The 26,965-nt window shown below is 63.8% G+C and carries 27 protein-coding genes; 8 read left to right on the forward strand and 19 right to left on the reverse strand.

Annotation, left to right across the window (positions count from 1 at the left end):
• Positions 1-20: 20 nt before the first annotated feature.
• From AC3CBN_RS17280 to gltX, 4 genes are all read right to left on the reverse strand, one after another.
• Positions 21-428 (reverse strand): MerC domain-containing protein, encoded by a 408-nt coding sequence (locus AC3CBN_RS17280; protein ID WP_488634225.1) that lies wholly within the window; start codon positions 426-428, stop codon positions 21-23.
• 212 nt (positions 429-640) lie between these two features.
• The gene (locus AC3CBN_RS17285) at positions 641-1,150 is read right to left on the reverse strand and encodes a transcriptional repressor (protein ID WP_488634226.1); all 510 of its coding nucleotides are present in this window, start codon (positions 1,148-1,150) and stop codon (positions 641-643) included.
• 22 nt (positions 1,151-1,172) lie between these two features.
• The gene (locus AC3CBN_RS17290) at positions 1,173-1,457 is read right to left on the reverse strand and encodes a hypothetical protein (protein ID WP_488634227.1); all 285 of its coding nucleotides are present in this window, start codon (positions 1,455-1,457) and stop codon (positions 1,173-1,175) included.
• 35 nt (positions 1,458-1,492) lie between these two features.
• Positions 1,493-2,893, reverse strand: a complete 1,401-nt coding sequence (gene gltX, locus AC3CBN_RS17295; RefSeq protein WP_488634228.1) for a glutamate--tRNA ligase — start codon at positions 2,891-2,893, stop codon at positions 1,493-1,495.
• Between the two features lie 56 nt (positions 2,894-2,949).
• Here gltX and AC3CBN_RS17300 point away from each other — a divergent pair, with 56 nt between their 5' ends.
• The gene (locus AC3CBN_RS17300) at positions 2,950-3,738 is read left to right on the forward strand and encodes a transporter (RefSeq protein WP_488634229.1); all 789 of its coding nucleotides are present in this window, start codon (positions 2,950-2,952) and stop codon (positions 3,736-3,738) included.
• A 24-nt stretch (positions 3,739-3,762) separates the two neighbouring features.
• On the opposite strand, the gene AC3CBN_RS17305 is transcribed toward AC3CBN_RS17300, so the two are convergent.
• Positions 3,763-4,197, reverse strand: coding sequence for a DUF4399 domain-containing protein (locus tag AC3CBN_RS17305; RefSeq protein WP_488634230.1), 435 nt, complete (start codon positions 4,195-4,197; stop codon positions 3,763-3,765).
• Positions 4,198-4,365: 168 nt separating this feature from the next.
• On the opposite strand from AC3CBN_RS17305, the gene AC3CBN_RS17310 reads away from it, so the two are divergent.
• Both AC3CBN_RS17310 and AC3CBN_RS17315 read left to right on the forward strand, forming a co-directional pair.
• Positions 4,366-5,526 (forward strand): glycosyltransferase family 4 protein, encoded by a 1,161-nt coding sequence (locus tag AC3CBN_RS17310; protein ID WP_488636758.1) that lies wholly within the window; start codon positions 4,366-4,368, stop codon positions 5,524-5,526.
• A complete protein-coding gene (locus tag AC3CBN_RS17315) occupies positions 5,495-6,067 on the forward strand; it encodes a phosphatase PAP2 family protein (protein WP_488634231.1) in 573 nt (190 codons plus the stop codon). Before AC3CBN_RS17310 ends, AC3CBN_RS17315 begins: the two co-directional genes overlap by 32 nt.
• A gap of 587 nt (positions 6,068-6,654) precedes the next feature.
• On the opposite strand, the gene accD is transcribed toward AC3CBN_RS17315, so the two are convergent.
• Genes accD through trpB form a run of 3 tightly spaced genes read right to left on the reverse strand, consistent with a single transcriptional unit; the run spans position 6,655 to position 9,588 of the window.
• Positions 6,655-7,527: an acetyl-CoA carboxylase, carboxyltransferase subunit beta gene (gene accD, locus AC3CBN_RS17320; RefSeq protein WP_488634232.1), complete on the reverse strand. Its 873-nt coding sequence runs from the start codon at positions 7,525-7,527 to the stop codon at positions 6,655-6,657.
• A 52-nt stretch (positions 7,528-7,579) separates the two neighbouring features.
• Entirely contained in the window at positions 7,580-8,380 is an 801-nt protein-coding gene (gene trpA, locus AC3CBN_RS17325; protein WP_488634233.1) for a tryptophan synthase subunit alpha, read from the reverse strand.
• Positions 8,377-9,588 (reverse strand): tryptophan synthase subunit beta, encoded by a 1,212-nt coding sequence (trpB, locus tag AC3CBN_RS17330; RefSeq protein ID WP_488634234.1) that lies wholly within the window; start codon positions 9,586-9,588, stop codon positions 8,377-8,379. Before trpB ends, trpA begins: the two co-directional genes overlap by 4 nt.
• Before the next feature lie 120 nt (positions 9,589-9,708).
• Between trpB and AC3CBN_RS17335 the strand changes: the two genes are divergently transcribed.
• Entirely contained in the window at positions 9,709-10,623 is a 915-nt protein-coding gene (locus AC3CBN_RS17335; RefSeq protein WP_488634235.1) for a LysR family transcriptional regulator, read from the forward strand.
• A 5-nt stretch (positions 10,624-10,628) separates the two neighbouring features.
• Here the strand turns inward: AC3CBN_RS17335 and AC3CBN_RS17340 are convergent, their stop codons facing one another.
• From AC3CBN_RS17340 to prmB, 10 genes are all read right to left on the reverse strand, one after another.
• Complete coding sequence (locus tag AC3CBN_RS17340) at positions 10,629-11,633, reverse strand: cupin-like domain-containing protein (RefSeq protein WP_488634236.1); 1,005 nt, start codon at positions 11,631-11,633, stop codon at positions 10,629-10,631.
• A 64-nt stretch (positions 11,634-11,697) separates the two neighbouring features.
• Positions 11,698-12,315, reverse strand: a complete 618-nt coding sequence (locus tag AC3CBN_RS17345) for a phosphoribosylanthranilate isomerase (RefSeq protein ID WP_488634237.1) — start codon at positions 12,313-12,315, stop codon at positions 11,698-11,700.
• Positions 12,312-13,079, reverse strand: a complete 768-nt coding sequence (truA, locus tag AC3CBN_RS17350) for a tRNA pseudouridine(38-40) synthase TruA (RefSeq protein WP_488634238.1) — start codon at positions 13,077-13,079, stop codon at positions 12,312-12,314. Before truA ends, AC3CBN_RS17345 begins: the two co-directional genes overlap by 4 nt.
• A gap of 106 nt (positions 13,080-13,185) precedes the next feature.
• On the reverse strand, positions 13,186-15,525 hold the full coding sequence (locus tag AC3CBN_RS17355) for a motility hub landmark protein FimV (RefSeq protein ID WP_488634239.1): 2,340 nt from the start codon (positions 15,523-15,525) through the stop codon (positions 13,186-13,188).
• A gap of 179 nt (positions 15,526-15,704) precedes the next feature.
• Positions 15,705-15,995 (reverse strand): hypothetical protein, encoded by a 291-nt coding sequence (locus AC3CBN_RS17360; RefSeq protein ID WP_488634240.1) that lies wholly within the window; start codon positions 15,993-15,995, stop codon positions 15,705-15,707.
• On the reverse strand, positions 15,995-17,023 hold the full coding sequence (locus AC3CBN_RS17365) for an aspartate-semialdehyde dehydrogenase (RefSeq protein WP_488634241.1): 1,029 nt from the start codon (positions 17,021-17,023) through the stop codon (positions 15,995-15,997). Before AC3CBN_RS17365 ends, AC3CBN_RS17360 begins: the two co-directional genes overlap by 1 nt.
• A gap of 120 nt (positions 17,024-17,143) precedes the next feature.
• A complete protein-coding gene (locus AC3CBN_RS17370) occupies positions 17,144-18,163 on the reverse strand; it encodes a 2-hydroxyacid dehydrogenase (RefSeq protein WP_488636759.1) in 1,020 nt (339 codons plus the stop codon).
• 50 nt (positions 18,164-18,213) lie between these two features.
• Positions 18,214-19,302 (reverse strand): chorismate synthase, encoded by a 1,089-nt coding sequence (gene aroC, locus AC3CBN_RS17375; protein WP_488634242.1) that lies wholly within the window; start codon positions 19,300-19,302, stop codon positions 18,214-18,216.
• A gap of 34 nt (positions 19,303-19,336) precedes the next feature.
• Positions 19,337-19,903 (reverse strand): GNAT family N-acetyltransferase, encoded by a 567-nt coding sequence (locus AC3CBN_RS17380; RefSeq protein WP_488634243.1) that lies wholly within the window; start codon positions 19,901-19,903, stop codon positions 19,337-19,339.
• A 7-nt stretch (positions 19,904-19,910) separates the two neighbouring features.
• Positions 19,911-20,837 carry a 50S ribosomal protein L3 N(5)-glutamine methyltransferase gene (gene prmB, locus AC3CBN_RS17385; protein WP_488636760.1) on the reverse strand — a complete coding sequence of 309 codons (927 nt, stop codon included), beginning with the start codon at positions 20,835-20,837 and terminating at the stop codon, positions 19,911-19,913.
• A gap of 280 nt (positions 20,838-21,117) precedes the next feature.
• Between prmB and AC3CBN_RS17390 the strand changes: the two genes are divergently transcribed.
• From AC3CBN_RS17390 to AC3CBN_RS17400, 3 genes are all read left to right on the forward strand, one after another.
• A complete protein-coding gene (locus AC3CBN_RS17390) occupies positions 21,118-22,179 on the forward strand; it encodes an FG-GAP repeat domain-containing protein (RefSeq protein ID WP_488634244.1) in 1,062 nt (353 codons plus the stop codon).
• 98 nt (positions 22,180-22,277) lie between these two features.
• The gene (gene asd / locus AC3CBN_RS17395; protein WP_488634245.1) at positions 22,278-23,123 is read left to right on the forward strand and encodes an archaetidylserine decarboxylase; all 846 of its coding nucleotides are present in this window, start codon (positions 22,278-22,280) and stop codon (positions 23,121-23,123) included.
• Between the two features lie 149 nt (positions 23,124-23,272).
• The gene (locus tag AC3CBN_RS17400) at positions 23,273-23,707 is read left to right on the forward strand and encodes a hypothetical protein (protein ID WP_488634246.1); all 435 of its coding nucleotides are present in this window, start codon (positions 23,273-23,275) and stop codon (positions 23,705-23,707) included.
• A gap of 75 nt (positions 23,708-23,782) precedes the next feature.
• Here the strand turns inward: AC3CBN_RS17400 and AC3CBN_RS17405 are convergent, their stop codons facing one another.
• Positions 23,783-25,288 carry a transglycosylase SLT domain-containing protein gene (locus tag AC3CBN_RS17405; RefSeq protein WP_488634247.1) on the reverse strand — a complete coding sequence of 502 codons (1,506 nt, stop codon included), beginning with the start codon at positions 25,286-25,288 and terminating at the stop codon, positions 23,783-23,785.
• A 163-nt stretch (positions 25,289-25,451) separates the two neighbouring features.
• Between AC3CBN_RS17405 and AC3CBN_RS17410 the strand changes: the two genes are divergently transcribed.
• Positions 25,452-26,957 carry a helicase HerA-like domain-containing protein gene (locus AC3CBN_RS17410; RefSeq protein WP_488634248.1) on the forward strand — a complete coding sequence of 502 codons (1,506 nt, stop codon included), beginning with the start codon at positions 25,452-25,454 and terminating at the stop codon, positions 26,955-26,957.
• Positions 26,958-26,965: the final 8 nt, after the last annotated feature.

Genomic DNA, 26,965 nt, shown 5'->3' on the forward strand with positions numbered 1-26,965 from the left:
AATCACGGCACACGGTGCCGTCAATGCGCATGGGCAGCCCGATGCTTGCGCAGGTTGATGAAATGCGCCGCCGCCACCAGCAGACCGCCGCAAGTCACCAGCATGCTGTGCAGTGCAATGGAGTAGTTCTCGGCAAAAGTCACGCCGGTAACCAGCAGAGCAAGCCCCGGCAGAGCGAGCAACAGCGGTAGCTGCTGGCGATGATGCCGGTAGGCACTGATCAGGGTGACCAGCGCCAGCGCACTGGCAAACAGCACGAAACCCCGCTCGAAGCGATGATCGGCCAGGAATTCCAGTCCAATCATCGGCAACAGCGCGAGCACGAACGGCAGCGCCGCGCAGTGGATGGCGCACAGGAACGAAGCCATCGCGCCAATGCGGTCGGCGAGGAACCACCTGCGGGATTTGTTCACTTGCGTGGAATCCATCGATTCAACCGAGCGCCTGGCGAGAGTCCCGGGCCTTACCGGGTACGTATACGTTACATTATAACGCTTTGTAACGCCACCCCTCGCCCAGCGTCAGCATCGGGCCAAGTGACTCATGCACAGTGGCCTCGCCAACGGAACCTGGCGGCGTCTCGCGGGCACGGCTGCGCCGGGCGCGATAGGCCCCCGGCACGATGACAGCGATTGGCGAATCAACCCTTGCGGCAGTTCTTGCAGAGCCCGTGAACTTCCAGCGTCTGCGCCTGCGGGCGGAAACCGAAGGCTTTGGCCTGGGCTTCGATCAGCTCGGCCACGCGCTCGTCGCACACTTCCTGCGCGCTGGAGCAGTTGTCGCAGATGAGAAACGGCACCTGATGCGCCTCCGCCGGATGATGGCAGGAGACAAAGGCGTTGATGGATTCCAGTTTGTGGATGAAACCGTGCTCAAGCAGAAAATCGAGCGCGCGGTACACGGTAGGCGGCGCCGCATTACCGTGGCGCTCGCGCAGCTGGTCGAGCAAGTCATAGGCCTTCACCGGCTTGCCGGCGGCTGCGACGAGTTCCAGCACTTCCTTGCGCAACGGCGTGAGGCGCAAGCCGCGTTCCTCACTGGCATGCTCCACCGCACGCACGAAGCTCTGGGCGTCGTCGTGATGGTGGTGATGCGCATGCGGCTTGCTCGGAACGGTCTGGGCCAACGGGTTCACCTCGACATCCATCATACACCCCCGCCCAAGCGCCTCTTCAGCGCCGCCTCGGCAGCGGAGGCGGCATGGGTTTGAGCTTGGGGCGTGGCCGCATCAACACCACGAACCAGCCAATTGGCCCAAGCACAGCCGCCCACACGATGCCCTCGACGGTGCGCCCGCGCCACCAGCCAATCAGGGCGCCCACCACGATGAAGACCACGCTCCACCAGAACAGCGCGGCCCACGGCACTATCCCCATCAGGTTCAGGAAAATGCGCAGGAAGGCATCCGGTGCATCGGGGTCGACGCCCTGTGTGGCTTTGGCGAGCAGCTCGTCCATGCCGGATCAGTGGAAACCGCGCGTGGTCACCACGATCAGCCCTGGGCTTTCGCGATGGCGTCGTCGACACGCTTGAGCGCTTCCTCGCGACCCGCGAGGAATATCGTGTGCTCGATCGACGGCGACACCTGGGTGCCGGTCATCGCCACACGCAGCGGCTGGGCGATCTTGCCCATGCCCAGCTCAAGCTTGGCCGCGACCTGTTCGATCACCTGATGGATCGCCTCGGGCGTCCACTCGGTAGCGGCCAATAGCGACTTGGCTGCTTCCAGCACCGCTACGGCAGAATCGTTCTTCAGATGTTTGGCGACAGCCTTGTCGTCCCACTCCAGGATAGGGCCGTACCAGATCTTCGCGCGCTCAGCCATTTCCTTCAGCGTCTGCACGCGATCACGCAACGCGACGATCACGTCGGCGGGCTTGGGGCCCTTGCTGAAATCGATGCCTGCCTGCGCGAGATGCCACTCGAATTCCGGCGCGATGGCCGCGGGCTCTTCGGTCTTGAGGTAGTGCTGATTGAGCCACGAAAGCTTGGTCACATCGAAACGCGACGCCGCCTTGTTGACGTCGCCAATGTCGAACAGACGAATCATCTCCTCTTCGGAGAAGATTTCCTGATCGCCATGTGACCAACCCAGGCGCACCAGATAATTGAGCAATGCGTGCGGCAGAAAACCGTCGTCGCGGTATTGCATGACGCTCACCGCGCCGTGTCGCTTGCTGAGCTTCTGGCCATCGGGACCAAGGATCATCGGCAGGTGCGCGAACTCTGGCACCGGTGCGCCGAGTGCGTGATAGATGTTGATCTGGCGCGGCGTGTTGTTGACGTGGTCGTCGCCTCGAATGACCTCGGTAATGCCCATGTCGATGTCATCGACCACCACGGCGAAGTTGTAGGTGGGCCAGCCGTCGGAGCGGAAGATCACCAGATCGTCAAGCTCGGCGTTGCTCCACTCCACCCGGCCCTTCACCTTGTCGTCGAACACGACCGAACCTTCGCTCGGATTCTTGAAGCGGATCACGCGGTTCGGGTCGTCGCGATACGGTTCGTTGCGGTCGCGGTAATAGCCGTTGTAACGAGGCTTCTCGCCCTTGGCCATTGCCTCGTTGCGCATGGACTCGATCTCGTCCTTGCTCTCGTAGGCGTAGTAGGCCTTGCCCGCCCTGAGCAGTTCATCGGCGACCTGCTTGTAACGCTCCAGGCGAGTGGTCTGGTAGATCGGGCCTTCGTCATGGACGAGCCCCAGCCACCGCATGCCGTCGAGAATCGCTTGCACCGCTTCGTCCGTGGAGCGCTCGCGATCGGTATCCTCTATGCGCAGCGCAAATTGACCGCCGCGACGGCGTGCTTCCAGCCAGCAATACAGCGCCGTACGGGCACCGCCGATATGCAGGAAACCGGTGGGGCTGGGGGCGAAACGGGTGCGAACGGTCATGGGAAGGTTTCGACAGGGGCTTGAGGAAAGTGAGCGATTTTAGCCGATACAGCGCCATGCGCCGATCCATTGTCGACATGACGTCCCGGATGGGCCGGGTTTTCATGGCGTTGGCCTGCTTCACGGCCGCCCTGCCCGCGCATGCGGACAACCCGGGCTATGACCGGCCCGGCCTAGGCTTCACGCCCCAGGTGCTGGCGGCAGGCGACATCACCGTCGAACAGGGGCTACCGACCTGGACGCGCGATCGGCAAGCAGGCATCACGCAATCGCAATACACCACCGACAGCCTCATCCGGCTCGGCATCGGCGGACCGTTCGAAGCGCAGCTAGGCACCTCGCCCTACAACGCGTTACATGAGAGCGGCGCTGGCGTGGACGACTGGAGTCACGGCCACGGCGACACCATCCTGGGGCTCAAGTACGCGCCCAGCCCGCGCGATGCCACATTCACCTGGGGGCTGCTCGGCAGCGTGGAATTCACCGATGGCGCCCGGAATATCCGCAGCGACCAACGCCAGTACCTGCTTGGCGCAGACCTGAACTGGCAGGTGAGCAAGGCCGACGTCGTCGGCGCCTATCTGGAGGATGTGCGCACCGGCGGTCACGACCAGACCACGGTTGCGTTCAACGAAAACCACGCAATGAGCGGCACGCTGACGGGCTATATCGAAGCGGCGCTGGTGCATGAATCCGATGCGGGCAACGGCACCGTAGCGGGCGCCGGTTTGGCATGGATGCTCAACCCACGCGTGCAACTCGATGGGGGCGTGCGCCACCGCATCAGTGGACACGCCCAGCAGTGGATGGCCAGCCTGGGCGTCTCCGTCTTCTTCGGCCACTGATCCCGCGGGACCGGCGTCCGCCTGTCACTTCACGTTGACAGTGATCTTCTTCGACACCACCGCCGGCTCGAACGGAATGTGGTTCTCGTCACCCAGCTCCAGCTGCAGGGTGTGCGGCCCTGGCGCGAGCTTGATTGTGGTTTCGGTCTGGCCGTTGCCGAAATGCAGGTGCGTTTCGTCCTTCGGAATCGGCTGGCCGGCTACGGGCAGCTCCTTCACATCCACCAGAAGGTGGTGATGTCCGGTGCCTTCCTTCTTCGTACCGGCCGGCGCTACACCCATACCCTTAAGGCCGAACACCACGGTGACTTCCTGACCCACGGTGGCGCCGTCCCTCGGCGAAATGATGTAGACCTCGGCACCAGCGGGCGCCTTCGTCACCGGCAGCGTAGGTGCATCGGCGGCAAAAGCGCTGCCGGTGATAGTGGCCAGCGCGAGTGCAAGCAGCATGCGTTTCATCGACGTGTCTCCACGGTGACAGGTCCAATCAGTGTACCTGCGAAAAGAGAAGACGGCGTCGATCGCTAGAAAAGCCCGTGACCATCGTCATGCAGGCGTCACACACACGCCATGCCTCCGCAACGCCCAGAGCAGAACCTGCTCCGGGCCAGCCAACGGTATCTTCAAGTGCGCATCGGCATTGTCAGCGAAACCTATCCACCCGAAATCAACGGCGTGGCACTGACCGTGCACAGCCTCGCCGCCGGTCTGGCGTCGCAGGGGCACACGGTAGACCTGATTCGTCCACGTCAGCTGCAACCTTTCGAAGACGAACCGGGCATCGTCACTCTCCAAGTGCGCGGTGCATCGTTGCCACGTTACCCCGGCCTGCGCTTCGGCCTTCCCGCCGGAGGCGCACTGCGTGAGCGCTGGAAGCGATTGCGCCCCGACGCCATTTACGTCGCCACCGAAGGCCCACTGGGCTGGTCTGCCGTGCGCACCGCCAAGCGGCTTGGCATTCCCACCGCCACTGGCTTCCACACGCGTTTCGATACCTATGCCGATCATTACGGCGTGGGCTTTCTCACACCGATCGTGCGCAACTATCTCCGCCGCTTCCATCGTCGTGCGGCGGCCACGCTGGTGCCCACCGATGCGCTCGCCAATGAGCTGGCGGCGCTTGGCGTCGACACCGCGCGCCTGCTGCGGCGCGCGGTCGATACACAGTTGTTCCACCCGCGCCATCGCAGTGCGGAACTGCGCGAAACCTGGGGCGTCGACGGCAATACGCCGGTGGTGTTGTATGTCGGACGTATCGCACCCGAGAAAAACCTCGACCTGGCCGTGCGCACGTTCCGCGCCATCCAGCAGCAGATGCCCAAGGCACGCTATGTCTGGGTGGGTGACGGCCCGGCACGCGCCGCCCTGCAGGCTGCCAATCCGGATTTCATCTTCGCCGGCATGCAGCGCGGCGAAACGCTGGCCCGCCATTACGCCAGCGCAGACCTGTTTCCGTTTCCCAGCCTCAGCGAAACATTCGGCAATGTGATCCTCGAAGCGCTCGCTTCTGGCCTGCCGGTGGTCGCCTATGAGGAAGGCGCCGCGCGTGAGCATCTGCGCAGCGGTCACAACGGCTATCGCATCGACGTGGGCAATGAGAAGGCCTTTATCGAGTCGGCCACGACGCTCGCGAGCAACGCCAGCCTGATACGCCACATGGGCCGCGCCGCGCACGCCAGCATCTCCCATCTCTCGCCAGACGCCGTGATCCGGGAATTCGAGAACCTGTTGCGTGAACTGGCCAAGGAGAACGTGCATGAGCACCATTCCGCCGCTGCACACGCCTGAGCTACCAGCGGGCCCGAGGTTCGCCATCGACCGCCGCATGTGCGTGGCGGCCAACCGCTGGGGCACACGACGTGCCGTCGGGGTGTTCTTCGGCATCATCAGCCGGCTCGGCGATGGTGTGTTCTGGTACTCGCTGATGCTTGCGCTGGCGCTCATCGACGGACGCCGCGGCCTGCTTGCGGCAGCGCAGATGGCCGTGACCGGACTTACCGCTCTGTTCCTCTATCGCCTGCTCAAGCGCTGGACACGTCGACCGCGCCCGTTCCGCGCCTGCCCGGGCGTCATCGCGCACGTGCCGCCGCTGGATGAATTCAGTTTCCCCTCCGGACACACCTTGCAAGCAGTGAGCTTCACCGTGGTGGCACTGGCCTGGTATCCGCTGCTGGCACCACTGCTGCTGACCTTCACCTCGCTGGTGGGCGCATCGCGCGTGATTCTCGGCCTGCACTATCCCAGCGACGTGATCGCCGCCACGGCGATTGGCAGTGTGCTGGGCGTGCTGTCGTTGTGGTTGCTGCCGTTGCGCGCGCTGGTGGCATAACGCGCCCGGTCGCGCACTGAATGCACGAGTCCCGCTGTTGCACATTTACGCGCCAACACGTCGTGATCGCTTTGCACTCAGATAGATAGGTCACCTATCCACAAGCTTTTCCCGCATGCGTCCACAACTGCTGTGGAAAACACGATGCGAAGCGCCCTTATGACTTCTGCCTATTTTCTCGCCATAGTGTGCTGATCACCTTGCACAGCAAGCAGTTGCAGTGCTTATCCACAGCTTTGTTCGCACGACATCCACAGCTGCTGTGGAAAACCGCGACGGCGCTGATCAATTCATCGCCACGGTGTACCAAGTGCTTGTTGGCAAAGGGGCAAAAGCGGCTTTTCCACAGGCTTTCAGATCGCGCATCCACATTCGCTGTGGAAAACATGAGCGTTGTGCAGCTCGCCCTCGTTGCTCCGCTGTGCATTTCCGCATCAAGGCGTCGCGAACTCTTTGCGTTCAAGCAGATAGGCCACCTATCCACAAGCTTCTCCCGCATACATCCACAATGGCTGTGGAAAACTTCGCACACAAAAAAAACAGCGCCCCGAGGGCGCTGTTTTTTCGATCAAACTCAACGGTGACCATCAAGCCACGCGCGGCGCCTTCATCATGATGCCCATCAGGTCGGCCAGCTTGTCGCGCATTTCGCGGCGGTCGACGATCAGATCGATGGCACCATGCTCGACCAGGAACTCCGAGCGCTGGAAACCTTCCGGCAACGTCTCGCGCACGGTCTGCTCGATCACGCGCGGGCCCGCAAAACCGATCAGCGCCTTCGGCTCGCCGACGTTGATGTCACCCAGCATGCCCAAGCTTGCCGACACACCGCCGGTGGTCGGGTGCGTCAGCACGCTGATGTACGGCACGCCGGCATCGCGCATGCGCGCCAGCGCGGCAGAGGTCTTGGCCATCTGCATCAGCGAGAACAGCGATTCCTGCATGCGTGCCCCGCCCGTGGCGGAGAAGCACACCAGAGCGCTGCGGTCGGCCAGAGCACGCTCGGCGGCGCGGGTGAACTTCTCACCCACCACTGAGCCCATCGAGCCGCCCATGTAGGAGAACTCGAACGCCACAGCCATCAGCGGACGGCCCTTGAGGCGGCCGCTCATGGCGATCAGCGCGTCCTTCTCGCCGGTGGACTTCTGCGCGGCAATGATGCGATCGCGGTACTTCTTGGAGTCACGGAACTTGAGCGGATCGCTCGGCTCCATGCTGGCCCACAACTCCTGCATCGAACCCGGATCAAGGAATGAATCCAGGCGCGCACGCGCATCGATGGTGTGGTGGTGGCCACACTTGGGGCAGACCATCAGATTGCGCTCCAATTCCGGCCGATACAGCACCGTGCCGCAACCGCCGCACTTCTCCCACACGCCTTCAGGCACCTTGCCCTTGCCGGCAGTACCGGTGGCTTCGGTGCGAGCACGCGGAGTCATGATTTTCTGGAGCCAGTTCATCGCAACACCTCAAACGTTCATGACGCGACGCCGCGTCAGACGCAGCGTGTCTTCAATGCGCATCCAGCGCGGCGCGGATCGGCGCCAGGAACTCCTTCGCCCGCGCAGTGACGTCATCGACGTCGTCCGCACCAGCCAGGCGCTCCACCAGCGCGCTGCCGATCACCACCGCATCCGCGAAACCAGCGATTGCCTTGGCCGACTGCGCGTCGCGCACGCCAAAACCCACGGCGACCGGCGCCTTCGATTTCGACCGGATGTCAGCCACGCGAGCGGCGATGTCGCCCGTGCTCAATCGTGCCGCGCCCGTGATGCCGGCGAACGAGACATAGTACAGGAAACCCCGGGCCGACCCGCACAACTGCACCATACGCGCGGGTGCGGTAGTCGGTGCTGCCAGCAGGATTTGTTGCAGGCCGGCATCCCGCAGCGGCTGCAACACGGTCGACTCTTCCAGTGGGCAATCAACGACCAGCACCCCATCGACGCCGGCATCCACAGCCTCGGCGGCGAAGCGGGCGTAACCGTGAATCTCGATGGGATTGAGGTAACCCATCAACACGATCGGCGTGTCCGCATCGCGTTGACGGAATTGGGCCACCCAGCGCAGCACGTCCGTCAGCCCCACGCCCTTCTCGATCGCACGCTCGCTCGCGTGCTGGATCACCGGGCCATCCGCCATCGGGTCGGAAAACGGCACGCCCAGTTCGATCACGTCGGCGCCGGCATCGACTAGCGCGTGCATCAACGCCACCGCATGTTCAGGCGAAGGATCGCCGGCAGTAACGAACGGAATCAGTCCCGTGCGTCCGGTGGCCTTGAGTTGGGCGAAACGACGGTCGATGCGGCTCATACCTGCACTCCTTCGCGAGCGGCGATGGTATGCACGTCCTTGTCACCGCGACCGGAGAGGTTGCACAGCACGATGCCGTCCTTCGGATATTCGCGCGCCAGCTTGATCGCCTGCGCCACGGCATGGCTGGATTCGAGTGCGGCAAGAATGCCCTCAGTGCGCGCCAGCAGATGGAATGCCTCCAGCGCTTCGTCGTCGGTGATGCCGACATACTCCGCGCGGCCTGCGTCCTTGAGGAACGCGTGCTCCGGGCCTACGCCCGGATAGTCCAGGCCCGCCGACACCGAGTGCGTCTCGGTGATCTGGCCGTTGTCGTCACACAACACGTAAGTGCGGTTGCCGTGCAGCACGCCAGGGCGACCCGCTGCCAGCGACGCAGCGTGATGTCCCGTCGCAATGCCCTCGCCGGCCGCTTCGGCTCCGACGATGCGAACGCCCGGATCGTTGAGGAACGCATGGAACAGTCCAATGGCGTTGGATCCGCCACCGACGCAGGCGGTAAGCACATCTGGCAGGCGGCCAAACTGTTCCAGTACCTGCTCGCGCGCCTCGCGCCCGACGATGGCGTTGAAGTCGCGCACCATCAACGGATAGGGATGCGGCCCGGCCACCGTGCCGATGATGTAGAAGGTGTCCGCCACGTTGGTGACCCAATCGCGCATCGCTTCGTTGAGCGCGTCCTTCAACGTCTTCGAGCCGGACGTCACCGGCACCACCTCAGCGCCCAACAGCTTCATGCGGTAGACGTTGATCTTCTGCCGCTCGATGTCCACCGCGCCCATGTACACCACGCACTTGAGCCCGAAGCGCGCCGCCACCGTGGCACTGGCCACGCCATGCTGGCCCGCGCCGGTTTCGGCGATGATGCGCGGCTTGCCCATGCGCTTGGCCACCAGCGCCTGGCCGATGGTGTTGTTGATCTTGTGCGCGCCGGTGTGGTTCAGGTCCTCGCGCTTGAGCAGGATGCGCGCACCACCCACGTGCTGCGACAGCCGCTCGGCGTAGTACACCGGGCTCGGGCGGCCAACGTAGTACTTGAGGTCATGGTCAAGCTCGGCCAGGAACTCGGGGTCCTCGCGCAGGCGCAGGTAGGCCTCGGTCAGTTCGGCCAGCGGCGCCATCAGGGTTTCGGCAACGTAGCTGCCGCCGTAGTTGCCGAAGCGCCCGTGTTCGTCGGGGTAGGCACTGAAATCGGTGATTTTGCTCATGGATCGACTCGCGAAGCGACAGCGGAACGGGTCCGCCATGGGCTTGCCACCGTACCCCAAAGGCCGGGTCGCCAAAAGCGATATGATCGCCCTAACCTGTCAGTAAAACTCACATATCCCATGGCTCGTCCACTGCCTTCGCTCAATGCCCTGCATGCCTTCGAGGCCGCGGCCCGACTGGGTAGTGTGAGCCAGGCAGCAACAGAACTGCACGTCACCCACGGCGCCGTGAGTCGACACATTCGCTCACTGGAGGAGGAGCTGGGAGCCGTCTTGTTCCAGCGCCAGGGACGCGGACTCGCACTCACCCCCGCCGGCCAGCGCCTGCGCGAAACCAGCACGGCAGCCTTCGTCCAGTTGCGCGAGACCTGGGACGAGCTGAGGCAGGACGGTGCCCAGGCACCTTTCGTGCTCGGCTGCCCGGTGAGCCTGCTCGCGCGCTGGATGATTCCGCGACTGGAACGGCTGATGGCTGAGCTGCCCGAACTGTCGTTGCACCTACGTCCACAGGAAACGCCATTTGACGACGCGCTCAGCGGTCTCGATGCCGCCGTGCTTGCGGGCGAGCCGCCGTGGCCGGCGGGCTGGCAGGTGCGGCCGCTGGCACGCGAACGTGTGGGTCCTGTAGTGAGTCCGTCGTTCGCGAAAGCGCATGCGCTGGCCCGCAAGCGACCCGAGACTCTGCTGGAGCAACCGTTGCTGCATACGTTGTCGCGTCCACAAGCCTGGGCCAGCTGGGCCGACAGCACAGGACTGGCGACGGACAAGCTGCGCCTGGGACAGGGCTACCCGCACCTGTATCACCTGATCGAAGCAACGGTTGCCGGTCGCGGCATCGCCATCGCACCGGAGCAGCTCGTGGCCAACGATCTCGCCTCGGGACGCCTTGTCGCGCCGTGGGGATTTCAGGACACCGCAGCGCTATGGGTGCTGGCGACACCCGTACGTGCCGCTGCCGGCCGCACCGCGCCGCTGGCCGCCTGGCTGAAGGCGGAGTTTGGCTCCCTCTCCTCTCCGGAGAGAGGGTTGGGGTGAATGGCTTAGAGATAGCGCCGAATGCGCTCCAGCAACTTCGCCGATTGCTCCGCATCCAACTCGCCTAACCAACCTCGTCGTTCTTCGGGAATATGTGCGGCAGGATCCTCATCGCCGAACACATAGTGATCGAGCAGTTCACGCCACGCCGCACGCTCGGCTGGCGGCAACGCCTTGAAAAGCAGAATGCAGTGCAGCAGCCCGCCCAATCGCGTGTTCGGTACCAGCCCCGTACCTTGCCCGCTCTTCCACCAGTAGTTCACCAGTGCATTGAGCTTGCCTAGCGAGGCCACGTGGTGCCACCACATGGGCGGGATGTAGATCGCATCGCCGGGTGCAAGATCAGCCACCTGCGCCTCGGCCAGCGCAGACTTCAGGCGCGGAAAGCGCGGGTCATCCAGCCGATCGAGCCTGGCCATGCTGATGGCCGCGCCGGTCGGCGCGAAATCCAGAGGACCAACATAAAGGTTGCGCACCTGCTCGGGCGCGAAAAGCGTGAAACGCCGCGTGCCGCACACCACGCAGGCAATGTTGTGGTACTCGTCAAAATGCGCCGGCGTGGTGACCTGATTGCCAATCCACAGGCGCGGTTTGATTTCCGGGTCGAGCAACGAAAGTGCGTGATCGTCCAGCAAGCCTGGCAGGCAACTGGCAATGGCTGCGCTCTGAAGCGCAATGCCCGGCGCAGGATCCTGTTGGGCAGTCCGCAGCAACCGCTGCAGCGCTTGGGTGACGGATACCTTGTGATGACTGAAGTTGAATGCTTCGGCTTCGCCTCGGTAGCCGATCACGCCCTCTTCCTCGGGCGGCATCAGCAACGCATCGACGGGCGTTCCATTGTCGAGCGAGGCAAGACGAGACGCGAATGCCTGATCGGATTCCCGTGCCGCCGCAACCAACGGCCAGTGCCTTACCAACCCTCGAAGAACCAGCGGACGCTCGGAACGAACTATCTCGCCCAGCGCATCGGGCTGGCCGTCGTACTGAAATTCTTCCATCGGAACGGGCATGCGAAACCTGTGGCGAAAAGCGGGCGACAGGCCATGCTAGCAGCGCACGCTGCTACGAAAAGGCCTAACCAGCGTCGCGCACTGCCTGGATGAATTCCGATAGCTTGCGCGGATCCTTGATGCCCGGCGCCGACTCGACGCCGCTGGCTACATCCACCGCCCAGGGTCGCGCCACGCGGATGGCTTCACTGACATTGGCGGACGTCAGGCCACCGGCAAGGATCAGGGGTTGCACCAGGTCGCCCGGCATCAGCGACCAGTCGAACATCTTGCCATTGCCACCCGCCTCACCCAGACCGTGACCATCGAGCAGCAGCCCGGAAGCGCCCGGATAATCGCGCAACTTCGGCAACGCAGCCGCCCCCTGCCCCATCGCGATCGCTTTCAGATAACGCTGCCCGAATTGGGCGCACCAGGCATCGCGTTCTTCGCCATGGAATTGCAGCAGGTCGGGCCGTACGGCGTCGATCACGTCCTGGACCAGCAACGCATCGTCATCCATGAACAGCGCCACGGTAGTCACGAAGGGCGGCAGCACCCGCACAATGGCCTGTGCCTGCTCGATCGTCACGCGCCGCTTGCTACGCGCGGTGAAGACCATGCCGATGGCATCGGCACCAAGTTGTGCGGCGAGCAAGGCATCCTCGGCACGTGTCATGCCGCAGCACTTGATGCGGGTCATTGGCTCACCTCCGCAGGCAATCCCCATTGCGCCTCATAGCGAGGTCCGAGAAAAGTCAGGCCAGAAGCCAGCGCCGTGGGGCCAGCCACCTCGCGGTTACGGCCGGCCAACAGTTCGCCCATCCACGCCACTGGCTGCTCGCCTCGCCCGATGGGTAATAGCGAACCCACGATGTTGCGCACCATGTGATGCAGGAACGCATTCGCCTCGATCTCGATGATGACCTGCTCATTCTCGCGGCGCACGCTCACTGCCAGCACTACACGGCGCGCATGCGCGGCCTGGCAGGAAATCGCGCGAAACGCGCTGAAGTCGTGCTCGCCAACCAGGACCTGTGCAGCCTCATGCATGCCTGCCGCATCGAGCGGCAGGCGCTCCCACGTCACGTAGCGAGCCTCCAGCGCAGCGCGCACGGGCCGGTTGAGGATCCGATAGCGATAGCGCCGGCTGCGTGCGGAAAAGCGCGCATGGAACGCCGCATCCACCGGCTGCGCCCACAACACCGCCACGCTGCCCGGCAGGTTGGAGCACGAACCGAGCACCCAGCCACGCATGTCGCGCTGCACCTCGGTATCGAAATGCACCACCTGGCAACGCCCGTGCACGCCCGCATCGGTGCGCCCGGCACAGGTCACTTCCACGGGATGCGCGGCAACGAACGACAGCGCCCGCTCCAGCGCACCCTGCACGGTCTCGCCGTGACTCAGCCGCTGCCAGCCGGAGAATTCAGTGCCGTCGTATTCGATACCAAGGGCAAGTCGCATGAAGAAACAAACGCCGCAAACAGGAGCGCAAAGGGTAACAGGCCCCAAACGAACTCGGGCCGGCGAAGGCCGGCCCGAGCGGGTTTGACGCGTGGGAAACCGTGAATCAGTGAATGCTGTCGAGCAAACGCTTGGCCACGTCCTTCTGCATCTGCGTTCCTTCGTGCATGACTTCCTCAAGCATCGCCTGTGCACCATCCGGGTCGCCCATGTCCAGGTAGGCGCGTGCCAGATCGAGCTTGGTGTCCACCGGGTCGTCGTTGAACTGGCCTGCTTCGTGCTCCAGCTCGTCGACCGGCATATCCGCGACAGGCTCGGCGAATTCCCAGGTCGAAGCGCGGGTTTCCAGCTTCTCCCCGACCTCATGCTCGGCCGTGGCAGTCGCCGGAGCAGGCGCATGAGCCGGACGCGGCGTCAGGTCGAAATCAAAGTGGTATTCGCTGACCTTGTTGGGATGCGACGGCGAATGCGGGATCGGCGGCATATCCGGATCTTCCTGGCCACCGGCATAGCGATCCAGGTCGAAGTGATCCAGCGCATCGTGCTCGTCCCCGCTGCGCGGCAGAACACCGTGGGAGAACAGCGGATGCTCCGGAACGAGGTCCTCGCCCATGTGCATCACGTCCTGCCACTCCGGTTGCTGCGGGTCGCCGATGTGGGCGTGCATCGCCTCGGCCGCAGCTTCGAAATGATCGACGTCGCGGCGGCTGTAGTAGAGGCTCACCAGCTCCAGATGCAAGCCGACGTCATCCGGGTGCTCGGCCAGCTGGTCGAGTAGTTCGTCCTGATCGGGATCGGCACTGTCACCGCCAGCGGGCGTCACCGTACCGAAGCGATCAGCCAGGGACGAGGCGCCAGCGGTAGCACCTGCGGCGGGCTTGCGGCTACGGCTGCGCAGGGCAAGCAGCAGCAACAGCACCGCCGCACCCGCACCCGAGGTCCATGCCCAGGTCTGCATGTACCAGGGCTCTTCCTCGACTACCGGCGCCGGCTTGGTCATTGCCGACTTGGCGGCAGGCTTGGCCGGCGCAGGAGTGGCGGCGGCCGTGGTGGCATGGGCGAGCGCACTGGCGTTCGCAGTCGCCGCCGATGCCGACGACGCGGGTGCGCTGGCGGCCGAAGCGGGTGTCGTCACCGGGGTATTGGCCTTGACTACCGTTTCCTCGGCGGAGGGCTTGGCTTCCGCAGGCTTGGCCTCTACCGGCTTGGCAGCCATCGCGTTGACTGGAGCACTCGCCGCAGTGGCGGGCTGGCCAGCGGCCTTGCGCGCCTCTGCCAACTTGCGCTGCAGTTCGGCAATCTCGTTGTCCTTGAGCGACAACAAGCGCTCGTTCTTATTGTTGATGTCTTCCAGGTCCTTCAGGCGGGCTTTCAGCTCGCCGCCCTGCTGCTGCAGGGTGGTGAGCGCTTCCTGACTGCGGAGCAGGTCCTGATGGAGGGCAACCATGCCCTTCTCCGACTTGTCGCCCTTGCCGCCGTGACCCGCGGCGTTATCGCTGCCTTCCTTAGCGGGCACCAATGCCAGGTGATCACCGGTAGGCGCCGCGGCTGTGGGTGCGGACGACGCATTGGCGCGCGTGCCGGCGTCAGCCACCGTGGTCGGGGTGCGCGCGGCGCCGGAGCGCCAGTCGCTGTTCTGACGGAGCACTTCGGCCGCCGCAGCGGCGACGGTCATCGCCTGGGCGTCCTCGCGGCCGGGGACGCGCAACACGGCGCCGGTCTTCAGCGCATTGATGTTGTCGCGGTAGAAGGCGTCCGGATTGGCCTGCTTGAGGGCAACCAGCATCTGGTTGATGTCAACACCATCGGGCGCGGTTTCATGCGCGATGGCCGAAAGGGTCTGGCCACGTTCGACCGGCGCGAGGCTGCCGCTCGCCACTGCGCGGGGCGCCGGAGCGGGCTTGGCGGGTTTGGCCTCGGCGGGAGCTGGCGCGGGCGCGGGCGCCGGTGCCTGGCTGGTGCTCGCGGTCGCCGGGCTGGCGGAGGCTGCGGCACGGCGGGACGGCTTGGCCGCAGATTGGGTCGGTGCATGCGTGGCGGGTACGCTGGCCACGCTGTTGGGCGGGTCCAGCAGAATGGTGAACTCGCGCAGGTTCTTGCCTGCTGCGTTGTTCACCTCGACCAACAGGTCGAGATAGGGGTCGTTCACCGGCGCCGTGCTGGTGATACGGATGACTTTCTTGCCGTTAGCGCCTTCGACGACGGCGAACTGCAGCGGAATCGTGGGACCCGCCGCGATGCCAGCCTGGGCAGCATCCTCGGCGGAGGCCAGTCGCGCTGTCAGGTTCTGCAGCTCGGCCGGGCTTTCGGGGTTTACCGGGATCTCGGCCAGCAGCGGTTGGCCCAAGGCCGACTTAACCTGGATCTGGCCCAGCTCCAGTGCTGCTGCCTGACCACTGCCCATGGCAAGCGCCAGCAGTATCGACAGCTTCAACGAACGATTCATCGTGTATTCCCCCGAACGACCCCGTGACGTTTCTTATCGGCCCACCGCAAGGCGGCGGTACCCGCAACGAGGGGTCACTTTAGTTAGGTACAAGCCAATCAACAATAGCGCCGACCAGTGTTTACAACATCTTGCTACAACTTGTTCTCGCCGTGTGGCGCTAGATAACCGTCGCTTATCTAGCGTCCTACGCCCCGCGGCGGCGTCTTGAGCGCCTCGATCTGCTTTTGCAGGGCGGCGATGGCCTGATCCTGCTCTTTCAGCTTCGCATCGGCCTGGCGGGAGCGGGATTCCTCGTGGTCAAGGTCTCCCTGCAATTGCTTGACCGTCACCTGTTGCTTCGCGATCGCCTGGCTCACCTGCTTCTGCTCGCCACCCTGGGACGACGAGGGCTGAGCCTGTACCGCCGCCCGGGCCGGCGCGGCGAGCACCAGCAGGCACCACAACAACCCGGACAGCATGACTTTCATTACAGGTAATCCTCGATGAGCAACTCGGCAATCTGCACCGCATTGAGTGCCGCGCCTTTGCGGATGTTGTCGGCAACGATCCACAGGTCCAGGCCGCGCTCGTGCGAGATATCCTCACGGATGCGGCCGACGAACACCGGATCCTTGCCCGCAGCGTCGCCCACCGGCGTGGGATAACCGCCGGCCTTGCGCTCGTCCATCACGACAACGCCCTCGGCCCGTTCCAGCAATTCGCGCGCCTGTTCAGCGGTGATCTTGTCGCGCGTTTCCACATGCACGGCCTCGGCATGACCGTAGAACACCGGCACGCGCACGGCGGTGGGATTCACCTGGATGGTGTCGTCTTCCAGGATCTTGCGCGTCTCCCACACCATCTTCATCTCTTCCTTGGTGTAGCCGTTGGGCTGGAAGTCGTCGATGTGCGGGATGACGTTGAAGGCGATCTGCTTGGGGAATTTCTTGGCCTCGACGTCCTGGAAGCTGAGCATCGCGGCGGTCTGCTGGCCCAGCTCTTCCATGCCGCTGCGGCCCGCGCCGGAGACTGACTGGTAGGTGGCCACATTGATGCGCTCGATGCCTGCTTCGCGATGGATCGGCGCCAGCGCCACCAGCATCTGCATGGTCGAGCAGTTGGGGTTGGCGATGATGCCGCGCGTGGTGTACTCGGCGATGGCATGCGGGTTCACTTCGCTTATCACCAGCGGGATGTCGTCCTGGTAGCGGAACTCGGAGGTGTTGTCGATCACCACCGCGCCGGCTGCTGCCGCACGCGGAGCATGCTCGCGGCTCACCGAGCCGCCGGCCGAGAAGAATGCAATGTCCACGCCATCGAAGTCGTAGTCAGCGAGGTTCCTCACGGTGACCTGTTTGCCGCCGAAGGTGATTTTCTCGCCCGCCGAACGCTCGCTGGCCAGCGGCACCAGCTCACTGACTGGAAAGTCGCGCTCGGCCAGAATGGCCAGCAGAGTTTCACCCACGGCGCCTGTCGCGCCAACCATTGCCACCTTGTAGCTGCTCTTCTTGCTCATGTTCCGGTATCAAGTAGGAGGAATCGGAAAACCGTCCGATGGCGCCGATCTCCGCATCATCGGAAATCTAGCCGGGGCGGCGCGCAATACAACCTGCGGCACGCGGGGGCGTGAAAATCATCACGCTTTGGATGCCGCCCAGCGATTCAATACCGCTGGATTAAGTGGCGTCGGCGGTTTTCCCGCCGCCTCGCCGTAGCCAAGCGCCGCAATTACATTGTCCACCGCCAGGTTGGCCATGGCACGGCGCGTATCTTCGCTGGCGCTGGCGATATGCGGGCAAAGCACCACATTGTCCAACACCAGCAGGTCCGGATGCACGGCCGGCTCGTCCTCGAACACGTCGAGCCCGGCCGCCGCCAGCTTCCCATCGCGCAGCGCTGCGGCCAGCGCCGCGTCGTCCACGATACCGCCGCGTGCAACGTTCACCAGCAGCGACGACGCCTTCATCTGCGCCAGTTCGGCCGCACCAATGGCATGGCGGCTCTCCGCTGTGAACGGCAGCACCAGCACCAGAAAGTCGGCCCGGCGCAGCAATTCGGGCTTGGTCACCAGGGTGGCGCGACATTCACGTTCAACCAGTTCCGGCAACCGCGAACGATTGTGATAGATCACCTGCATGTCGAAACCCATGGCCCGGCGCGCAATGGCCTGGCCGATGCGCCCCATGCCAAGGATGCCCAGCGTGCGGCCGTGCAGATCCAGGCCCAGCCAATCGTCGAAACGCATGTTGCTGCCTGGCCAGTGCCCTGCCCGCAACCACCGTTCCGCCACACCGACCCGCCGAGCGGCCGCCAGCATCAGCGCCCAGGCAAAGTCGGCCACGCTTTCGGTCAGCACGTCGGGCGTATTGCTGGCCACCACACCGGCACGGGTGAGCGCGTCGAGATCGAGATTGTTGAAGCCGACACCCAGATTGGCCACCGCTCGCAGACGCCGGTTGCCATCCAGCACCGTGGCATCGACGCGATCGGACAGCCCAACCACTGCAGCATCCACCCCAGCGAGCTTCTCTTTCAGCTCGGCGGCGCTGCGCGGTCGTTCCACCGCCTCGGCCTGCACATCGAAGTATTCGGCCAGCCGCGCCAGCACATCGGGAAACAGGGGGCGCGATACCCAGACTTTCGGTTTGACGGTCATCAGCTTGTAGGTCTGTCTTCTCAATCGGCGCAATCGACTCGCCGGAAAAACTAGGGAATGCGGGGACTCACCTCGCCCACGTCGCCGCATTGCGCGCGGTGACGCAGCGCGTGATCCATCAGCACCAGCGCCACCATGGCTTCTGCAATCGGCGTAGCCCGGATGCCCACGCAAGGGTCGTGACGCCCCTTGGTGATCACCTCGACCGACTCGCCGGCCAGGTTCACGCTACGTCCCGGGATGAGGATGCTGGAGGTGGGCTTGAGCGCCATCGAGGCCACGATGGCCTGACCAGTGCTGATGCCACCAAGAATGCCGCCGGCATGATTGGACGTAAAGCCGTCCATCGTGATCTCGTCACGATGCTGGCTGCCGTGCTGCGTGACCACTTCGAAACCGTCGCCGATTTCCACGCCTTTCACCGCATTGATCGACATCAGCGCCGCCGCGAGGTCGCCATCCATCTTGCCGTAGATCGGCTCGCCCCAACCTGGCGGCACGCCTTCGGCCACCACGTTGATACGCGCGCCCACCGAGTCGCCAGACTTGCGCAGGGCGTCCATGTACGACTCCAGCACCGAAACCTCATGGGCATCGGGCCAGAAGAACGGGTTCTGCCCGACCTCGTCCCAGTCGAACGAACCGGGCGTAATCTCGCCGATTTGCGCCATATAACCGCGCACACGCACACCGTAGCGCAGGGCCAGCCATTTCTTGGCGATTACGCCAGCGGCCACGCGCATGGTGGTTTCGCGAGCCGAAGCACGCCCGCCACCACGCGGATCGCGGATGCCGTATTTCTGCCAGTAGGTGTAATCCGCGTGACCAGGCCGGAAGGTCTGGGCGATGTCGCCGTAGTCCTTGCTGCGCTGGTCGGTGTTACGGATCAACAGCGCAATGGGCGTACCGGTGGTTTGTCCCTCGTAGACTCCCGAGAGGATCTCCACCTCATCCGCCTCGCGACGCTGCGAGGTATGGCGGCTCTTGCCGGTGGCACGGCGATCCAGGTCGGCACGGAACTCTTCCACCGCGATGGACAGCCCCGGCGGGCAACCGTCGATCACGCAGCCGATCGCGGGACCGTGGCTTTCGCCGAAGGTGGTGACAGTGAAGAGTTTGCCGAAGGAATTGCTGGACACGAGGCTCGGGTCGTCTGCGAGGAACCCTCACAGCTTAACGCGATGCAGCCGTCGCTGCGTCTTCATGGGGAATTTCGCGCCAATCCCGAGCGAGCATGGCAAACACCAGATCATCTACCCACTCGCCCCGAAACCGCAGGCTTTCGCGGAAATGGGCTTCCTGGCGCAGCCCCAGCGCCCCCAGCAGCGCCACGCAGGGCAAGTTGCGCGGATCGACTGAAGCATGCACACGATGGATGTTCTGCGCGCCAAACAACATGTCCAGCACTGCCCTCAGCGCCTCTCGGGCATAGCCGTTGCCCTGCTGTGCCGGTGCCAGAGTAATGCCGAATTCGGCCTGGCCATCTTCCGACAGACAGAAGCCGATGTCGCCGATCAGCAAGGCGTCGTCGCGTCGGCGGATGGCACGCTGGAACCAGCGCCCCACTACAGGCTCGAACATTGCCGACTGATCACGAATGAATTGCTGAGCGTCAGCCAGGCTGCCCGGCCGCCAACCCTGATAGCGTGAAACCTCGGGATCGGCGCGATAGCGGAGCAAAGCTTCGGCGTCGCGGGCTTGTAGTGCATCGAGCCGAAGGCGCTGCGTCTCAAGCTCCATCGGCGAATCAGCGGCCCTGGCGAGCCGCTGCCGCTGCGCGAATGGCGTCGGCGTGTTCGATCAGATCACGACGTTCCAGCGCAAACACACCCATCGCGCCCACCTTGAACTCGATCCACACAAACGGCACTTCCGGCAGCAAAGCCGCCAGCGCGTGCTCGCTTTCGCCCACTTCCACGATCAACAGACCTTCCTCGGCGAGGTAGTCCGCTGCCTCGTTGAGCATGCGCACGCAGATGTCCAGGCCATCCTCGCCCGAAGTCAGGCCGAGCTTGGGCTCGTGGCTGTATTCGCCCGGCAGCGCTGCGTACTCGTCTTCGGTGACGTAGGGCGGGTTGGACACGATCAGGTCGTAGCGACGGCCCTTCAACCCATTGAACAGGTCGGATTTGATCGCTTCAACACGGCCTTCCACATGCTGGAAGACGATGTTCTCGCGGGCCAGCGACAGTGCATCGTCGCTGATGTCGACGATGTCGACCTGCCACTCGGGGTTGTACTCGGCCATGGCGATGCCGATGCAGCCCGAGCCGGTGCAAAGATCCAGTGCGCGCTCCACCTGGCGATGGTCCAGCCAAGGTGTGAACCCCGATTCGATCAGTTCGGCGATCGGTGAGCGCGGCACGAGAGCGCGGCGATCGCTCTTGAACTTCAGGCCTGCGAACCAGGTTTCGCCCACGAGATAAGCCACCGGCAGGCGCTCTTTGACACGACGCTCGATCAACGCCAGCACGCGCTCGCGCTCCTCGGTAGTGAGCTTGCCCGCGCCGTAGGCCGGCGGAATGTCCGGCGGTAGATGCAGGCTAGCCAATACCAGATGGGTAGCCTCGTCGATCGGATTGTCGTGACTGTGCCCAAAGGTGAGCCCGGCCGCTGAGAAGCGGCTGGCGCCGTAGCGGATGAAATCGATGATGGAGGCGAGTTCGTGGGTCACGGCGGGCACATAGACGTCGAGGGGTCGCACAGTATAGCCGCTGCCGCCCGGGCACTGGCCGAAGCCGCCCGGCCATCCAAAGCGCGCAGCACGTCTCAAAAACTCACCCCTTCACCATTTGGCTGATTGTCCGGCTCTCGTCGCCCTGGTGAGAATCCACCCGCGACCGGTACGGAGGGGACCTGTCTACTGGGCGCATATCACTCATCAAGGGGAAGACATGAACCTAGGGAAGCTGGTTATCGCAGCCGCTTTGGCTGCGTTTTTTTGTGGGCCCGTCATGGCGCAAAGCAACGACACTGGCTCGACGACAGCGACGCCCTGGCCGGCGTTTCTGCAAGAGGCCAATGAAGTTTTTCGCCCGGACTACTCCTATGTCGCGCCTGACGACGTCGACGGCGACGGCCTAAGCGATCTGCTTTGGTACAACGCCGAGAAAAATCAGGTCGGTTACTGGCTGACGACCTGGAGCTATTCGTACCCCTACGTGTACGTTCCCGGCACACGCAAGATCTTCAATGTGCGTCCTGGCTATTACGTGGGCGCCGTGGGCGATCTGAACGGTGATCGCATGGCTGATCTGGTGCTCACCAGTGCAAACCGCGACCTCTACCTCTGGGCATCCAACGGCACCAGCTTCGATTCCACCCGTATCGGCAGCTATCCGGAAGGCTGGCAGTTGCTGGGCGCGGGCGATATCGACGGGGACAACAACGCCGACCTTCTATGGTGGAACGACAGCAAGTGTGAGTTTGGCTACTGGCGAATGCAGGGCGCGACCATACTGGAGAGGAAGATAATCAAGGCAACGTGCGGCTATCACCTGGCGGCGTTCGGGCATTTCCTGCAGACGAACCACCTCGACCTGCTTTGGACCAGCGACTCCCATGATGTCTATCTGTGGGCAGGCTCGGATGCTGGCTTTACTTCGACGTTCCTTGGCAACTACGACCCCAACGGTCATATCGTGGGTGCCGCCATCGCTGGCGACTTCGGAGGCATCAACGTCTACGTACAGAACGACGATGCCATGCAGTTCACTCAGTATGAGTGGGTTCGCTACTACGACTCACAGGGCCAGGTGGGCGAAACGACCTTCAACGCTATCCGCAGCTTCCCGATCAACCCCGGCGATTACCTGGGTGCCACCGGCAACATGGATGGCGCGAACGAAGCCGTGCTGGTGTGGGGCAATGAAACACCCAATGCCAGCGTGACGCCCAGGGCACCCGGTCGTTTGACCTGGTACGTGAACACGGTCTCTGCCTTTAGCAACGGCTGGCAGTCCGCGCCCATGGCAAGCTATCCGGCTGGATGGTCCTTGCTCGGCTCAGGTCACTAACGAAACAAGGTCGGCGATCCTGCGATCGCCGATCTTCTCGGGGGAAACAAGGCTTCAGTCCCGGCGCAATCGCAGGCCGCATCGTTCATACTTGCGGGATGACCTTCAACGTACTCCTGCAATACATCCTTCCTCATCGCGCCCTGTCGCGAGTGGTTTACTGGGCCACACGCTGGACCTTCAAGCCGTGGAAGAACTTCCTGATCAGCACCATCGTGCGCAACTATCAGGTCAACATGGCCGAGGCCGCGCAGCCCGATCCGCTGGCTTATCAGCACTTCAATGCGTTCTTCACCCGCAAATTGCGCGCCGATGCCCGCCGTGCGGATGCTGATCCAGCCGCCCTGATCTCGCCCGCCGACGGCAAGATCAGCCAGATGGGAAAGATCGTCGAGGGCCGCATCTTCCAGGCGAAGGGTCAGGAGTACACGGCCGCTGAACTGCTGGGCGATGAGGCAAGCGCGGTGCCGTACCGCAACGGGCGCTTCGCCACGATCTACCTTTCACCGCGCGACTATCACCGCGTCCACATGCCGCTGACCGGCACGCTGAAGGAAACGGTGCATGTCCCCGGGCGCATCTTCAGCGTGGCACCGTTCGCGGTGGAAGCGATCCCGCGTCTGTTCGCCCGCAACGAACGTCTGGTCTGCCACTTCGAGGGTGCGCAAGGTCCGTTCGTGGTGGTGATGGTGGGCGCCATCCTGGTTTCCAGCGTGGCCACCGTGTGGGACGGCCTGGTAATCCCGCCCTACGCTCCGTCGATCCGCCGCAAGTCCTTCGCCGGACAGAACATCACGCTGGAGCGCTTTGCCGAGATGGCGCGCTTCAACATGGGCTCGACGGTGATCCTGCTGATCCCCGAGGGCATGGCGGAACTCGACGCGCTGCCATCCCAGCAGCCGGTCAAGCTTGGCCAGCGCCTGGGTGTGCGGCTCAACGGGTAACTGGTCGAACGTCAATTTATTGACGTTCAAGTGACGCACCCCGTCGTTTTGTGACCTTTTTGGCGCATCGTTGCGTCGGGCATGGCTATTCTCCCAGTCAGGCGACGCTGAGCGCGGGCGCCATCCCAAGGCCAGACCGAGGACACACCATGCGCATCGTCACCCGACTCATCGCCATGAATCGCGGGCGCCAGCTCAGCCGACAGTTTCGCGAGATCGAGCGCAACATCCAGGCCCTGCCCAAGCGCAGTCGCGCCCGGTTGGGGACAATGGCCTTGCGCGAGATCGGCCAGGCCTCGCGCAGCGACTTCCCGCACCTTTATGGCACGCCGCCGCAGGAGCGCTACCTGCCCTGGGGTCAGGGCACCGATATCGGCCTGGCCCGCGCTCGCTCGGACAACCCCGAGGTCGCGATGCGTGGTCTCGCGCTGTGGCTGGCGGCCGCGTATCACGAGACCAAGGACAACCCTTACCCCAACCTGCAGCCGCACCACCGCGAGCTGATGCGGTTACTGCGCGAGCTGAAGGAAGCGCATCGCGCCGATCCCATGCAGACGTGGATGCAGGCAACAGCCGCCGCCTGACAACGATTGCCGTGGAAAAGAAACGCCGCCCTCAGGGGCGGCGTTTCTTTTGAACGAATGGGCTCCGGATTCCACTCAACGGCAAGTCGGCACCTTCAGGACCTGACCCGGCTTGATGTGCTGGTGGTTTAGGCTATTCATCTGCGCCACCTCCTGTACCGAGGAACAACTCAGCTTGTTGGCGATGCTGGTGAGCGTGTCGCCACGCCTGACCACGTAGCTGCGGGTCTTGCCGGTGGTACTGGAGCTGCGGGAAGGTGTCGATGCCGGCGGTGGTGCCGGTGTTGACGGCACCACCGGGAGCACTGCCGTGTGCAAATCGTTGGCAAGGATCGGCCACGGGCCATCGGTGCAACGCGCTTCGTAGGGCTTCTCCAGCACCTTGGGCACCACGATGCGTACGCCGGTTGGCTGTGCCATCTGCGGATCGAGCCTTGGGTTGAGATTGCGCAGCGAGCGGAACCAGCCATCACTCATGCCGCCAGCCGAACCGAGGCACACCGTCAGTTCGGTCAGCGACGCCGGCCGCTTGAGCACGATGCTGCCCTGCGCCCCGTCCACGCGAGGGAACCGCAGGTTGTAGCTTTCCGGATGCAAGAACAGCCACGCCGCCGCCAGTACGGCCGGCACATAGTCACGGGTTTCCTGGGAGAGCTGGTTGTAGATGCGCGGGTCGTACAGGCTCACCGAGGCATCGTCGCCGACGAGCCGACGCATGCGCCCCTCGCCACCGTTATAGGCCGCCAGGGTCAGCTCAAGGTTGTTGTTGAATGCCTTGAGCTGCTCGTCAAGATATTCGGCATTGGCACGTGCTGACGCGGCAGGGTCGAAGCGCGAATCAAAGCCGTCCTCGGTATTGAGGCCAAAGCGCAGGCCAGTGGCATACATGAATTGCAGCGGCCCCGCCGCGCCCGAGCGCGACACCGCGTGCACCTTGCCGCCGGATTCCTTGGCCATGATGCCGAACAGAAGTGCCTCGGGCAGGTCCTGCTTCTGGTACTCGGGCCACATCTGGTAGCGCAGGAATTCATAGTTGACGTAGGCGTCCATCAGATTGCCGCGCCACTGCGTCAGCCACATCTCCAGCGCTGCCTTCACCGGGCCGTTCATCGCGATCAGCTGTGACAGCTGCTGGCCGCGAAGCAGCGTCACGCTGCGCTGCGCCTCGGGCAGACTGGCCGCGCCTGTCTTGCCGCTGTCGCTGCCTTCAGGCAAATCGTCGCCCATGCTGCCCAGGTCGTCGCCTAGGGCAAAGTTGCCATCCTTGAGGCGCAACAGGCGATCGAACGCTGAGAAGAAGCGCTGCGGATCGCAACCCGACGTACCTGGGCACTGCGCCGCCGCGGCTTTCAGCTGGTCGAGCGACGTATCCAGGGTTTGCTGCGCGGCCTGCATCTTGCCGGCGCGCGCCTGCCCCAGCGCGGTTTCGTAGCCGCGGCTGGCCTGGTCCAGTTGCGCATAGAGTTGATTGGCCTGCTGCGAAGGCTTGGCAGCGCCACCACTTGCACAGGCGGCGAGCAGCATGGCCGCGCTGGCGAAGGGCGCAAGGCGCAGGGATCGGAGGAATGCGGGGGGAAACATGGACGACTTCACTGTCAGATCGAAGGACCGACCTTACTGCGCACAGGGCCGGCGACTCAACCGACGTGATGCGTTTGGTCATGCCGGATCATGCCATCACATAAGCGTGAAGCCCTGGCACACGCATGGCTACAATCGGTCGGCACCCATAGGACGGAACCCCATGACTGACATTCTCATCGGCCGCAATGACAGCACCAGCGTGTGCCTGGACCCGCGCTACGGCAACCGTCACGGCATGATCGCGGGCGCCACCGGTACCGGCAAATCGGTGTCGCTGATGGTGCTGGCCGAGGGTTTCTCGAAGCTGGGGGTGCCCTGCTTTCTCGCCGACGCCAAGGGAGATCTGGCCGGTCTCGCCATGGCAGCAGGCGAACCGGGTGACAAGCTCAAGGCCCGTTTCACCAAGCTTGGCCTCACCGACTGGAAGCCACAGGCGAACCCGGTGATCTTCTGGGACATCTACGGCAAGCTCGGCCATCCCGTGCGCGCCACCATCAGCGAGATGGGCCCTACCCTGCTCGGCCGCGTTCTGGAACTCAATGACACGCAGGAAGGCGTGCTCGAAGTGATTTTCAAAGTCGCCGACGACCAGGGCTGGCTACTGCTGGACCTGCCCGATCTGCGCGCCCTGCTCAGCTTCGCCGCGGAGAACGCCAAGGACATCTCCACGCACTACGGCCTGATAAGTACGCAGAGCCTCGCCGCCATCCAGCGTTCCGTGCTCAAGCTGGAGCAGGATGGTGCCGACCAGTTCTTCGGCGAACCGGCGCTTGAGTTGGCTGACCTGATGCGCCAGGACATGAGCGGTCGCGGTGTCATCAATGTGCTCGCCGCGGACCAACTGATCCTCAAGCCACGTCTGTATTCCACCTTCTTGCTGTGGCTGCTGTCGGAGCTGTTCGAGCAACTGCCCGAAGTGGGTGACCTCGACCAACCCAAGCTGGTGTTCTTTTTCGATGAAGCACACCTGCTGTTCGACGATGCGCCACCGGCATTGCTGCAACGCGTGGAACAGGTGGTGCGCCTGATCCGTTCCAAGGGCGTGGGCGTGTATTTCTGCTCGCAAAACCCGGACGACGTGCCAGGCAACATCCTCGGTCAGCTTGGCAATCGCGTGCAGCATGCATTGCGCGCGTTCACGCCGCGCGACCAGAAAGCGGTGAAGGCCGCTGCAGAAACCTTCGTGGCCAACCCGAAGATCAATGTCGTCGAAGCCATTACGCAGCTCGCCGTCGGCGAGGCGCTAGCCTCGACGCTGCGGGACGGAGGCGTGCCATCGCCAGTGGAACGCGTGCTGGTGACCTCGCCCACCGCACGCATCGGCGCCATTACCGATGCCGAACGCGCCACCGTTCGCCAACGCTCGCCGGTAGGCGGCAAGTACGACACATCGGTCAATCGCGAATCGGCGGCGGAAATGTTGGCCAAGCGCGCCAGTGACAAGGCGGCAGACCCGCAGGACGTGGCGAAGCAGGCACCCGCTGGCACGCAGACGAACGAAGGTCCCGGCTGGTCGGATGCGGTGCGTGATGCACTGCTGGGCACCAGCCGCCGCCAAGGCATGATCGAGGCGATGGCGAAATCGGCCAGTCGTGCCGTGGGTTCGAAGTTGGGCCAGCAAATCGTGCGCGGCGTGCTGGGCGGCATCTTTGGCGGTAAGCGGTGAGGTGCGTC

Source organism: Dyella sp. OK584, assembly GCF_057787755.1.